Genomic DNA, 13038 nt, shown 5'->3' on the forward strand with positions numbered 1-13038 from the left:
TCGAGCTTGGCCATTTCGAAACACGGGCCAGAGCACGCGATGCCGTGCTTCGTGGGACGGTCTATCTAGACGGCGCTCCTGCCAAAAAAGCCTCCCAGAAGGTACTGGACCCGAAGCAAATCTCTGTTCGGGACCCGGCGGCCCGGTATGTTTCGCGCGCGGCGCTCAAGCTGATCGCCGGGCTGGATCACTTCGCTGTTGATCCGAAAGACCGGATTTGCCTCGATATTGGTGCGTCGACTGGCGGGTTTACCCAGGTTCTTCTGGAACGTCGGGCACAGCGCGTTCATGCCATTGATGTAGGGCATGACCAGCTGCACAGCACATTGAGACGCCACCCGAAGGTTTCCGTTCGCGAAAAGCTGAATGCGCGGGACCTGACTTCCGCCGACTTGGAGGGGGACGCCCCTAGCCTGATTGTCTCCGATGTCAGCTTCATATCGTTGAAACTTGCTCTTCCGCCCGCTCTTGAGCTGGCTGCACCGGGTAGCGAAGCGGTTTTGCTGGTCAAACCACAGTTTGAGGCTGGTCGCGACAAGATTGGCAAGGGAGGCCTTGTGGACCCTGCTGTTGCCGAGGAGGTTGCAGAGACCTTGAGGACTTGGCTGGAAGCCCTGCACGGTTGGAACACTGCCCCCCTTACTCCCTCTCCGGTTCTTGGCGGAGATGGCAACAAAGAGTGGCTGCTTTATGGAAAAATGACGTTGTAATGCAGTGAGCCTTGTGTCCCGATCCATTCGGGGCTATCGCTCGCTCATGACCCAGACAGAGCTTACCATTAACAGCCTCGGCCATCGCGGTGATGGCATTGTTCACTCCGAAACCGGCCCCATCTTTGTTCCCGGAGCCTTACCCGGTGAAACCTTTACGGCTGTTCTTGACGGTACCCGTGCCAAGAACGTCCAAATCACCAAAGCGAGTGAGAACCGCATCGCTCCTGTCTGCCGTCACATCAACACATGCGGTGGCTGCAGCGTGCAGCATTTGGCTGCCCCAGCCTATCTTGCGTGGAAGCGTGAGCTTGCCATTAAAGCGTTGGCGGACCGTGGTATTGAGCACGATGTAGAGGCGGTTCTGCCCTGCACTCCCGGCTCTCGGCGGCGCGCTGTTTTCTCGGCTACCCGTGCCGGGCGTCACACATTGTTGGGCTATCATGAAAAGGCCAGCAACCGTCTTGTCGACATCAGCGAATGCCCGGTTCTGGATCCGTCCATCACAAAGGCTCTGCCAGACCTTAAAAAGCTGGCCGGGGGCCTGTTGCCAAGCAAGGGCGAGCTTCGCCTCACCGTGCTGGCGACAACGGCGGGTCTGGATGTCGCCTTTGAAAAGGCAGACAAATCTTACGAGAAAAAAATAGCTGACCTCTCGGTTCAAGCCGCGCAAGCGGATCTGGCCCGTCTCACGGTCAATGGCGAAACCTTGCTGGAAATCAGACCGCCGCTTTTGGATATGGGAGGCTCTGCTCTTACGCCGCCACCCGGAGGATTTGTTCAGGCAACTAAAGATGCAGAGGAAGCCTTGTCAGCCTGGGTCCTCAAGGGCGTTGGCAAGGCAAAGCAAGTGGCTGACCTTTTTGCGGGGTCTGGCACGTTTGCCTTGCGCCTTGCCCGACAAGCAAAAGTCCATGCCGTTGAGGGCGAAGCGCCTGCTCTCAAGGCCATCGACACAGCTCTGCGTCGCTCGCAAGGGCTGAAAACCCTGACAATGGAAAAGCGAGACCTTTTCCGCAGCCCGCTGATTGCTGAGGAACTGAAAGACTATGACGCGGTTGTGTTTGATCCGCCGCGTGCGGGCGCGCAGGCGCAGGCAGAGCAGCTTGCGAACTCGACGGTGAAAACCGTTGTCGCGGTTTCCTGTAACCCGGCTACCTTCGCGCGTGATCTCCGCATCCTGATTGACGGTGGCTATGAGCTGCAGTCGGTCACGCCAGTGGACCAATTCCTTTATTCGCGCCATATTGAAGTCGTAGGCATTCTGACACGGAAGGCAGACGATGGCGCAGGAAAACCCAGCTGGCGGCTTTAAATCACGCAAAGCAGTCGTATCGCCCGGTCGTTTGATGCGGCAGACACGCTACGCCCTGCATCAAGGAAGCCGTCTTGCGCTTTACACGCTGCATGGCCAAGCGATGCGGCGCATGACACAGCGCATGGAAAAAGACCTGCCGCCTGTAGCGCCGCCCGTGCCCTCAGGTCCCGTCCCAGATCAGCGGCGCATGCTTGCCGATATCATCAAACTCTATGCCGATGACCTTGCGAATGTAGAGGCCGGACACTATCCACTTCCAAATGATGGTCGGATGAGCCCACGCGAACTGATGCGAACCAGTCAGACCTTCTTCAAGGATGTGCCGGAAGTTGCCCGGCGGCGCGCGACAGGTGCGCACCAAGAAGTTTTTGAAGACGAGGCGCAATTTTCCAGCGCCCTACCCCGCTATTACCGCCAGAACTTTCACTTCCAGACCGATGGGTGGTTGAGCGAAGATAGCGCCCGTCTTTATGATTTTCAGGTCGATGTCCTCTTTTCCGGGGCAACGGCTGCCATGCGTCGGCGGGCGCTTGTTCCCTTTGCGGACTTCCTTCGCAAGCACGATCAACGACATGTGCGATATGTCGATATTGCCTGCGGCACCAGTGGCCTATTGGGGCCAGCGCTGACGGCCTTTCCAAGATTGTCCGGTGTGGGGCTGGACCTCTCCGAGCCTTATTTGAACCTCGCTCGCACCCGTGTAGCTACTCATCGTGCGAGCCTTACAAATGCGAAGGCGGAAGCCCTGCCCTTTGCAGACAGCAGTCTGGATGTTGTTTCCAGTGTCTTTCTGTTTCACGAATTGCCGCCGAGAATTCGCAAGCAGGTGTTTTCTGAAGTGGCCAGAGTTCTAAGACCCGGCGGCTATTTCCTGTTTGTTGACAGCCTTCAAACTGGCGACGTTCCTGACTATGATGGGCTGCTCAGCTTGTTTCCGCAGCTGTTTCATGAACCCTATTACACCAGCTATTTGACGGAGGACTTTTCTGCGATGGGTGCTGAAACCGGATTGCAGCTGAAGACCGTTGATCCAGCATTCGTCTCCCGCATCGCCACTTTCGAGAAAATATAGATCTTTCAGTATCACTGAAATTTTAAACAGACTTCTCTTGAGACTGAACGCCAATACGCGTAAACAGACTTCATGAGACTTGACCATTGGCTTTTACAAAACGGGGAAAGCCGCAGCGCGTTTGCGCGGCGGGCACAGCTGTCGCCGGCTTCGGTGACCGCATTGTGCAATGACCCCAACGCCTGGATCTCGCGCGACATGGCGCGCAAGATTGCCGAGGCCACCAATGGCGCAGTCACTCCCAATGATTTTCTCGGCCTTTCCCTAACCAAGGAGCATCCCGTGTCCCAGGCCCGTGTCGCAGAAGCCATCCGTGCGTTTGAGCGTGGGGAGATGGTGGTTGTTACCGATGATGATGACCGCGAAAACGAGGGCGATCTGATTGTCGCCGCGACAAAAGTGACATCCGAGCAGATGGCCTTCATGGTCCGCCATACATCCGGCATTATCTGCGCCCCGATGACGGTTGAGAACGCGCGCCGTCTGCGCCTTGACCCGATGGTTTCTGCAAATGACGCGCCGCTGGCGACCGCTTTCACCATTTCAGTGGACTACAAGCAGGGCCTCACAACAGGCATCTCGGCAGACGAGCGCTGCGCCACGGTTCATGCGTTGGCCAATCCTAATGTCGGCGCCATGGATTTTGTCCGCCCCGGCCATGTTTTTCCACTTGTCGCCAAGGAAGGCGGCGTGTTGATGCGCTCCGGCCACACGGAAGCGGCTGTCGATCTTTGCCGTTTGTCCGGTCTGGAAGAGGTTGGCGTCATCAGCGAACTGGTCAATGATGACGGCACCGTGAAACGCGGCGAGCAAGTGGCTGCTTTTGCCGCCGAGTACGATTTGAAGATGGTCTCCGTCGCCGACCTGATTGCCTGGCGTCAGCGCACTGAACGTCTGGTGGAGCGCGTGAGCGAGCAACCCATCGAGACGGCTGTTGGTCCAGCTTATGCCACCACCTACTCCACGCCCTACGACCCGATGCATCATGTTGCTATTGTCTATGGCGATATTCTCGATGGCCGCAATGTTCCTGTCCGCCTGCATCTTGAGTCGGTGCTGGACGATGTCTTTGGAGAGGATAAGCCGCTCGATGCCATCATGAAGCACTTTGCAGAGCGTGGACGAGGTGTCATCGTACTCTTGCGGGAAGGCTCTGTTGGTGTGGCCCGTCAGTCCAGACGCCAGAGAAACGAACTGGAAGCAGCTGAAAACGAAGAACATGGATCGGCTCAAAGCCGACAGGAACAATGGCGCGAGATTGGTTTGGGCGCGCAAATCCTGAAGGATCTTGGCGTCACGTCCATTCGGCTGCTCTCGTCCCGCGAGCGACATTATGTCGGGCTGGAAGGCTTCGACATCAAAATCGAGGAGACTGAAATCCTCGATCACTGATCAAGGGATTTTGGAATTTGGCGAAAAGCAGCGCCGAAGAACTTGAACACCGTTGGCAGCGGGGGCCGGAGCGAAACGGCCCCCAATCAGGACCATTTGCCGTTGGCTTTGAACCGGCCAGTGGCGACCTGCTTGTATATGGAATGGCCGTATTTGGCATTGCCCTCTTGGTTATTGGCCTCGGCTCTGGTCGCTCCCTGCTGGCGATGGCTGCGATGGGGCCGCTTGCTCTGTCCTTTTGGAACTACCCTCTCATCGACAAATCTGCCCCGCAATTGGCAACCCATGCGGACGGGCTATTCGTTGAGCGCCTCGGATTGATCCCATGGGCGGAAATTGCTGATCTTGAACTCAAGCAAACGGCGGTTCGCAATATGCTGCTGGCCCGCCTTGTTGTGACCCTGCATCGCCCATTTACGGACATCGCTCTCAGACCACATCATACCGCCTCTTGGAAACGCTGGATGATGCGCAACTGGAGCCTTCACAAGAGCAAAGACGATGCTGATCGGGTGGTGATTGACCTTCACCCGCTCACAGGCACGCCCCAGACCCTCCTTGAGAACGCGCGCTCCTATCGCCCGAGGAGCAAGCGTTGACGCGCCTTACTGGTCGAATAATTGCCTTTAGGGAAACCGAACCGGGCCAGAGGCACCCCTCCGACCCGCATTATCTTACATCAAGTGCTCTTTGAAGAATGCGATGGTGCGCTCTTCAGCCAGTTTGGCGGCCGTTTCGTCATAGCGCGGTGTTGTGTCGTTATGGAAACCATGGTTTACGCCCGGATAAATGTGGGCTGTATACTCCTTGCCTTCAGCTTTGAGAGCCGCTTGATAAGCGGGCCAGCCGTCATTGATCCGTTGATCCAGCTCGGCATATTGCAGCAGAAGGGGCGCTTGAATGGCGGCGACATCTTCTGCTGCCGCCTGCCTGCCATAGAACGGAACACCAGCTGCCAGCTCCGGGTAGGCAACGGCGAGAGCATTCACGACACCGCCGCCGTAGCAAAAGCCAACCGCTCCGACCTTGCCGGTACTGCCCTCATGTGTGAGCAGAAATTCGAACCCGGCGAAGAAGTCGTTCATCAATTTGGTGCGGTCCACCGTCTTTTGTAACGCACGGCCTTCGTCATCAGTGCCCGGATATCCGCCGACCGATGTCAGTCCATCCGGTGCCAAAGCCAAGAAACCTGCCTTCGCCATCCGCCGCGCAACATCCTCAATATACGGGTTGAGGCCACGATTTTTGTGGACCCCCAAAACGGCTGGTAGTTTACCGGTCGCGCTTGCTGGTCGAACCAGATAGCCGTTGACCTCACCATGCCCATTTGGAGATGGATAGGTGATGCGTTCAGATACGATCTCCGGGTCATCCGGCGCAACTTGTTGGGCAAGCGCATAATTTGGGGCCAACTGATCCAGCAACATGGCAGCGGTCACACCGGCCACGGCAAACTTGCCAGCCTTTTCCAGAAACTCCCGCTTTGTGAGTTTCCCGTGGGCATAAAAGTCGTAGAGATCAAGCAATTCCTGCGGAAAATCCTTGGCGGTTTTCCGGGTCATGGTGTCATGTCATTCATGCGAACCTCCCTAGAGCGCAACCCTGCGCTTTAGAAAGAATAGGTTCCGGCATAAAAAGGTCCATTCCTTCGCGGTAGGGGCGCTATCACGAATGCGTGCATGCCGAGCTGCACACCCAAGCACGTTTGATTTGGAAAGACGCATGAAAAGTGATCTGAGCGACTTATCCTGGCCGGTTCGACTGGCGCTATACGGCTTCGGTATCTTGCTGCTGAGTTCCGCTTTCGCTCCGTTTGCAGGCGAGAGCTATTGGCAGGGATACTGGATTTCCGTCCTGTGGCTCAGCGGGTGTGCCGCTGTTCACGGAATTCTCAGGTTCATCTACCGAGAATTCCTTCAAAGGAGATAACTTCCCGTCTTTTTAGCCCACCTGACCACGATGGCGCAGGAGGTGGTCAGCGAGAACGCAGGCCATCATGGCTTCGCCGACTGGCACGGCGCGAATACCAACGCACGGGTCATGACGGCCTTTGGTCATGACGTCAACTTCTTCACCCTGCCGGGTGATTGATTTGCGTTCGGTCAGGATCGACGAGGTCGGCTTGACCGCAAAGCGGACAACCAGCGGGTCGCCGTTTGAAATACCACCCAAAATGCCGCCAGAGTTATTCGACAGGAACAACGGCTTTCCGTCCTCTCCCATCCGGATTTCGTCCGCATTCTCCTCACCGGTCAGCATTGCAGCGTCAAACCCGTTGCCGATTTCAACACCCTTCACCGCATTGATCGACATCATCGCAGCCGCAAGCTCCGTATCCAGCTTGCCATAGAGCGGAGCGCCGAGACCGACAGGCACACCTTCTGCAACCACCTCGATGACAGCTCCGACAGAGGACCCCTTTTTGCGGATGTCATCCAGATACTCCGCCCAATGGCTGGCCGCTTTGGCATCCGGTGAGAAGAACGGATTGTTGTCGACTTCCGACCAATCCCAGTTCGCGCGGTCTATCTTCTCCGTACCAACTTGCACCAAAGCGCCGCGAATGGTCATACCGCTCACCACTTTGCGCGCAATGGCACCTGCTGCGACCCGCATGGCGGTTTCACGAGCAGAAGAACGCCCACCACCGCGATAATCGCGAATGCCATACTTTTCCATATAGGTGAAATCAGCATGGCCCGGACGATACCGATCCTTGATTTCGGAGTAGTCCTTTGAGCGCTGATCTGTGTTTTCCACCATCAAGGAAATCGGTGTGCCGCTCGTCTTTTGCACCCCGTCTTCATCGATCATGACACCAGACAGGATCTTGACCTCATCCGGCTCCCGGCGCTGTGTCGTAAAGCGCGACTGCCCCGGCTTGCGCTTTTCCATGAAGCCTTGAATGTCTGCTTCTGTCAGCGGGATCAGTGGCGGGCATCCGTCGACCACACACCCTATGGCCGGACCATGGCTTTCCCCCCACGTTGTGACGCGAAACAGGTGACCATAGGAATTGTGTGACATCAGGCAGACTTCCGGTGTTGCGATGGAGGCTGGCACCTCAGAAAATTTGACGGGTCAGCGATACGGCATCGCCCGACATTCGGCAAGACCCGTTACGCCACCTGCAGACCGGAGCGGTTTTTATGATCTTCGGCAGCCATCGCAAATCCGCCGTCACTGCCATCAATAAAGTGGATGTGCTGACCCGCCCCGATATCAGACACGAGGCAGGTCATGATGGCTTGATCCGAAATGTGAAGGCCAAAAGTAAGCCGCCCTTGCACTCTGGCCTCTTCGAGCTTGCGTTGCAAAGTTTCCAACTCGGAATCGGAGACGTCTAAAACAAGTCGAAGGGAATCATCCAGCTTGCGGTGATCCGTGTTCCGCGCAAGCTCATCCAAATACCGGTCAGGCTCAAAGGGTCCAACGCGGCGTTTGCTCACCGTGCCCCACACAAAGGCGACACTCTCAAAAAGGCCTTTGAAGAGATAGGACCAACCTTCCCCGGAAATACGGCGAAGCTTTGCTTCAAATCCAAGCGCCCTTGGCGGAAATCGAAACCGGATACGGTCTCTCGTCGCCAACAGTCCCTCGTCACGGCTCAGGTTTTGCGACCCACCGATGGATGACGCTACAATATCCATTGCATGTCCGAGCTGATCGGTAGCCGATGGTTTGATGATCAGCGTGGCGATTTTGTCTTTCTGGGCGGGCATTGGATCCCAGCGGCAGGACAATCCGCCCAGAGCCGCCATCGTGTCACTTGCAGCCTCTATCGCAAAGGGTGCGTCCTGCTCTGAGTCTTTGAGGATTGTCTCGGCCATTTCCAGACCATCGCCGACGGCCATGGCAAGGTAGTTCCCCTTGCTCAGCTCCAGTTTTCTCAGACGAACGTCCGTTCCCTTGCCTCGCAAGTGCGTGAGCGGGATTGCGGCAATCCGCAAACTGAGGTTTGCAGCTTCTCGCGCAAGCGATGCAACACCTGCGAGCGCCTTTTTTCCTTCCTCTACTTTGGATCCCGGCACTAGGACCAAAGCGCCATCACCGCCAAAGACGAACGGAGTGGTTTCGCGGCCCAGCGTGTTCACAACCGATGCCACGACTGCGGCACCAATCATGTTTACATTCTTGTAGTTTCCGGCGGCAATCGCCTGGCGAGAGTTCACGATATCGGCGGCAAGAACAAACCAGTCATCAGGAACAGGCTGATAGGATGTCAGATCGCCAATGTCACCAAAATCTGAAAAGGCAGGAAGGGACTGATAGAAATGTTCCGAATTCATGACGACCCCGCTGTTGCAGTTGAGGTCCTTACGTCACCCCGCGTTGTGTGGATGAGAATAGCCGATTAACATCGCTTCACAAGCGCGTGTTCAGATCCAGCTTCCCACGCCATTGCGCCACAAAAACACCTTGTCCTGCGGCACGTCGAGTTTGGGAATGGCCCGTGTTTCCAGCCCTTCCAGCAAGCCTCGTACGATACGGAAGACACCGCCATGGGCGACAACAACCGTTGGCTTGCTTATTGCGGTGAGCCAGGGACGAATGCGCGCAGCAAGCATTTCGTAGCTTTCGCCTTTCGGCGGCACGAATTCCCATTTCTTTTCGCGTCGTTGAGCAACCTTTTCAGGAAAGTCTTCCGCGAGCTCTTCAAGCGTATGGCCTTCCCAATCGCCAAACGTTAGTTCTCGAATTTCCGATTCCAGCCTATAGCCTGCGTTATCAAGGCCAAGCTCAGCCCGCACCAGATCCATAGTCTTTCGGGTGCGACCCAAGGGGGAACTTACAAAATCCAGAGACGACAGCGCGATACCCTGATCTTTCAAAAAGGCAGCCAAGCGGCGGCCATTATCAGACGCTTGCCCTTCGCCGATCGCGTTGAGCGGGATGTCCTTTTGGCCCTGCATTCGACCTTCGGCATTCCAGTCGGTCTGGCCATGGCGGATATAAATCATAAAGTCCGGACCGGGAACGGCATCCAGCCGATCTGAGGGGATTGTTTCAGACGAAACGGACATTAAAGTCTCCGGAAAGGACTACGAGATCACTGCAGCAAGGCTACAGACATAAAAATGGCCGGTTACCCGGCCAATTCAAAATATTGATCAGTCTTTTACGACGGAGATGTCGGGCGCGTCCACCGCTTTCATACCGACAATGTGGTATCCGCAGTCAACGTGCTGGATCTCGCCAGTGATCCCGCGCCCAAGGTCAGACAGCAGGAACAAGGCGCTGTCGCCAACTTCTTCAATGGTGACCGAACGGCGAAGCGGCGCGTTGTATTCGTTCCACTTCAAGATATAGCGGAAATCGCCGATGCCGGAGGCTGCCAGTGTCTTGATTGGGCCGGCAGAGATCGCGTTGACGCGAATGTTCTTTGGACCAAGATCCATGGCAAGGTACTTGACGCTGGCTTCAAGCGCGGCCTTGGCAACACCCATCACATTATAATGAGGCATGACCTTTTCGGCACCGTAATAAGTCAGAGTCAGGACCGACCCGCCCTCGGTCATCAGTTTTTCAGCGCGCTGGGTAACAGCAGTCAGAGAGTAGCAGGAGATGTCCATGGTGCGGGCGAAGTTTTCGGACGTTGTGTCAACATACCGTCCAGTCAGTTCGTCCTTGTCGGAGAAGGCAACAGCATGGACGATAAAATCGATCTTGCCCCACTTGTCTTCGATGGCCTTGAACACCGCATCAATAGATGCGCCGTCGGTCACGTCGCAGTGACCGGCAACAAACGCGTTCAATTGTTCGGCAAGCGGCTCAACACGCTTTTTCAGAGCATCGCCCTGATAGGTCAGTGCCAACTCGGCACCCGCGTCGGACAGAGCCTTCGCGATTCCCCAGGCGATGGACTTCTTGTTCGCAACGCCCATGATCAATCCGCGTTTGCCGTTCATCAATCCGCGCGTTTCCACCATAGTCTTCTCCAGGAATTTCGATATCGCCCGAACGGGCTGGCTTCCTATGGCACAGCGCCCCATGAGCTTCAAGACTGTGGTTAGCTCAAAGCCCCATCGACGAGCCGCAATTCACCGCCTATGTTGGCGCCGATTTTGATCCAAGCTTTGCTGAGGAACTGTGCTCATGGAGCGAAACGACCACGTCGCGCATTTTACCAAACTGATCGGTGCTGCGAACGTCCTGACCACCCCGGATGATAAAGCCCCTTACCTCGTGGAGTGGCGAGACCTTTATCAGGGCGTGACCCCGATGGTGCTGCGACCGGGCTCAACCGAAGAGGTCTGCGCAGTCATGTCATATGCATATGAGCATGATCTGCGCATTGTACCGCAAGGGGGTAACACCGGCCTTGTTGGAGGGCAAATCCCGCAGAATTCCGGCGATGAGATCGTCCTTTCCCTGTCGCGTATGAACAAGGTGCGGGACGTTGATCCGGATGGCTTTACCATTACGGTGGAGTCCGGTGTCATTCTTGAGACACTGCAAAACGAGGCCGAAAAGGTGGACCGCCTGTTCCCGCTTTCCCTTGGGGCACAAGGATCGTGTCAAATCGGCGGCAACATCTCCACAAATGCGGGCGGTACCGCTGTCCTGTCCTATGGCAACACCCGGGATCAGGTTCTTGGCCTGGAAGTTGTGCTTCCAACCGGAGAGATTTGGAACGGTTTGCGCACCCTTCGAAAAGACAATACCGGTTATGATTTGAAACAATTGTTTATCGGAGCGGAAGGCACTCTGGGGATTATTACAGCCGCCTCATTGAAGCTTTTTCCAAAACCGAAGAAGCTGGAAGCAGCCTTTGTTGGACTTCCCACACCTGAAGCTGCGCTGAGTCTCTTTTCAATTGCCAAGGCACAGGCAGGTCCGGTTCTCACTGGATTTGAACTCATGCCGCGTGCGGGAATTGAATTCTGCCTCCGCCATCTAGATGGAGCGCGTGACCCACTTGAAGGTGAACATGCTTGGTATGTCTTGATGGAACTTTCCAGTGGATCAGAAGCTTTTGAAATCCGCGATCTGCTTGAGGCGATTTTGGGCGAGGCATTTGAGGCCGAGTTGGTGGAAGATGGTGCCCTTGCCCAGAACATGAGCCAGGTTCAGGATTTCTGGCATTTGCGCCATGGTATGTCTGAAGTGCAAAAGGCGGAAGGTGGCTCTATTAAACATGACGTGTCCGTGCCTGTTGCCTTTATCCCGACGTTTCTCAATCAGGCAATGGCCGCAGTGGAGCAGTTTGTCCCCGGGTGTCGTCCTATTCCATTCGGTCATTTGGGAGACGGCAATATTCATTTCAACGTCAGCCAGCCGGTCGGTGCGGACAAAGCCGCATATCTGGAAAAGTGGGATGAAATGAACGAAATCGTCCATGGCATCGTGGCAGACCTCAACGGCTCCATCTCCGCAGAACATGGCATTGGTCGCTTGAAGCGTGACCTGCTGAAAGACGTGAAAAGCGATATCGAGCTGGATATGATGTGGCGGATCAAATCGGCGCTGGACCCGAAAGGGCTCCTAAACCCGGAGCGTGTTCTGCCAGTTCGGAAGTGAGGCTAGCCGAAACCTCGCGCTCAAAAGCTCCATCTGACAATGGCCCCGATGGTTTCATCGGGGCTATTTAGTTTTCTAGGCACGAAATCATGACTGAATCGCTTTGGGGCAAAATTGCGACTTTCCAGTTCGAGATACTTTTTCCGCAGATATTTTCTCTCGCACCTCCTGTTTTCGTCCTCTGGGTAACCTTCCCTAATGAGTTCGCGCTGAAAAACCCCTTAACTGATTGAAGAGTATGGATACCCATTGGGTTTTGGATGTGTGAATATGCCGGTTAGTTGATCCGAAGCACGCATTTTCTGGCATATTCTCATGAGACCTTCAAAACGCAACAAACGGTGTGGCGATCTGTTCAAGGAACGCCTGGCCGCAATCATCGATATGAACCATTCGTTGGTGCGGCTGTCTGGTCTGATGCCTTGGGATGAATTTGATGCGGAGTTCGGCAGGCATTATCGCCCCTTGGGACGACCGGCCAAACCAACGCGTCTGATGGCCGGGCTGCACTTTCTCAAGCACATGTACGATCTTTCCGATGAAGAGACGGTTGAGCGTTGGGTTGAAAACCCCTACTGGCAGTCTTTCTGCGGTTTTGAGTTTTTCCAGCACCAATTCCCCATTGATCCCTCAACCATGACCCGCTGGCGCAAACGGATTGGTCCTGAGGGAATGGAAAAGCTTCTTTCTGCTACGGTAGGTGTTGCGATTGAGAGCGGGACGATCAAGAAGAGCAGCCTTGAGCGGGTCTTGGTTGATACGACCGTTCAACCCAAAGCCATTGCCCATCCCACCGATAGCCGTCTTTATCACAAGGCCTTGCAGCTTCTGGTGCGCCAGGCCAAGAGGGCCGGCATCATCTTGCGTCGCAGCCATACCAGAGTTGCCAAAAAGGCGGCCTTGATGGCGGGCCGTTATGCCCATGCCAAACAGTTCAAGCGGATGCGCCGGGAACTCAAAAAGCTGAAGACCTATCTGGGCCGGGTCTATCGCGACATCTCCCGCAGATCGCAGCACGAAGTCTT

Annotated in this window: 12 protein-coding genes; 7 read left to right on the top strand and 5 right to left on the bottom strand. The window is 55.6% G+C overall.

Annotated elements, in window-relative coordinates; genetic code table 11:
* The 5 genes from TRICHSKD4_RS00600 to TRICHSKD4_RS00620 form a co-directional block, all read left to right on the top strand.
* A partial coding sequence (locus TRICHSKD4_RS00600; RefSeq protein WP_040615810.1) for a TlyA family RNA methyltransferase occupies window positions 1-710 on the top strand: 710 nt, incomplete at its 5' end.
* A 46-nt stretch (window positions 711-756) separates the two neighbouring features.
* Window positions 757-2025 (top strand): class I SAM-dependent RNA methyltransferase, encoded by a 1269-nt coding sequence (locus tag TRICHSKD4_RS00605; RefSeq protein WP_009465630.1) that lies wholly within the window; start codon window positions 757-759, stop codon window positions 2023-2025.
* On the top strand, window positions 1994-3100 hold the full coding sequence (locus TRICHSKD4_RS00610) for a class I SAM-dependent methyltransferase (RefSeq protein WP_009465631.1): 1107 nt from the start codon (window positions 1994-1996) through the stop codon (window positions 3098-3100). The genes TRICHSKD4_RS00605 and TRICHSKD4_RS00610 overlap by 32 nt, the downstream gene beginning before the upstream one ends.
* A 72-nt stretch (window positions 3101-3172) precedes the next feature.
* Complete coding sequence (gene ribB / locus TRICHSKD4_RS00615; RefSeq protein ID WP_009465632.1) at window positions 3173-4492, top strand: 3,4-dihydroxy-2-butanone-4-phosphate synthase; 1320 nt, start codon at window positions 3173-3175, stop codon at window positions 4490-4492.
* Between the two features lie 17 nt (window positions 4493-4509).
* Window positions 4510-5091 (top strand): hypothetical protein, encoded by a 582-nt coding sequence (locus TRICHSKD4_RS00620; protein ID WP_009465633.1) that lies wholly within the window; start codon window positions 4510-4512, stop codon window positions 5089-5091.
* 75 nt (window positions 5092-5166) lie between these two features.
* Here TRICHSKD4_RS00620 and yghX read toward each other — a convergent pair whose 3' ends face one another.
* The 5 genes from yghX to fabI form a co-directional block, all read right to left on the bottom strand.
* The gene (gene yghX, locus TRICHSKD4_RS00625; RefSeq protein ID WP_009465634.1) at window positions 5167-6054 is read right to left on the bottom strand and encodes a YghX family hydrolase; all 888 of its coding nucleotides are present in this window, start codon (window positions 6052-6054) and stop codon (window positions 5167-5169) included.
* Between the two features lie 379 nt (window positions 6055-6433).
* Window positions 6434-7519 (bottom strand): chorismate synthase, encoded by a 1086-nt coding sequence (gene aroC / locus TRICHSKD4_RS00635; RefSeq protein ID WP_040615888.1) that lies wholly within the window; start codon window positions 7517-7519, stop codon window positions 6434-6436.
* A gap of 92 nt (window positions 7520-7611) precedes the next feature.
* On the bottom strand, window positions 7612-8781 hold the full coding sequence (locus TRICHSKD4_RS00640) for a DUF3095 family protein (protein WP_009465637.1): 1170 nt from the start codon (window positions 8779-8781) through the stop codon (window positions 7612-7614).
* A gap of 90 nt (window positions 8782-8871) precedes the next feature.
* Window positions 8872-9516 (bottom strand): histidine phosphatase family protein, encoded by a 645-nt coding sequence (locus tag TRICHSKD4_RS00645; protein WP_009465638.1) that lies wholly within the window; start codon window positions 9514-9516, stop codon window positions 8872-8874.
* Between the two features lie 87 nt (window positions 9517-9603).
* Window positions 9604-10422 carry an enoyl-ACP reductase FabI gene (fabI, locus tag TRICHSKD4_RS00650; protein ID WP_009465639.1) on the bottom strand — a complete coding sequence of 273 codons (819 nt, stop codon included), beginning with the start codon at window positions 10420-10422 and terminating at the stop codon, window positions 9604-9606.
* A gap of 166 nt (window positions 10423-10588) precedes the next feature.
* On the opposite strand from fabI, the gene TRICHSKD4_RS00655 reads away from it, so the two are divergent.
* Together TRICHSKD4_RS00655 and TRICHSKD4_RS00660 are read left to right on the top strand one after the other, a co-directional pair.
* On the top strand, window positions 10589-12013 hold the full coding sequence (locus TRICHSKD4_RS00655) for an FAD-binding oxidoreductase (protein WP_009465640.1): 1425 nt from the start codon (window positions 10589-10591) through the stop codon (window positions 12011-12013).
* A 315-nt stretch (window positions 12014-12328) separates the two neighbouring features.
* Window positions 12329-13038, top strand: a 710-nt coding sequence (locus tag TRICHSKD4_RS00660) for an IS5 family transposase (protein ID WP_139051921.1), incomplete at its 3' end; no start/stop codon positions are given.

The sequence above is a fragment of the Roseibium sp. TrichSKD4 genome (assembly GCF_000148725.1).
Classification (GTDB): Bacteria; Pseudomonadota; Alphaproteobacteria; order Rhizobiales; family Stappiaceae; genus Roseibium.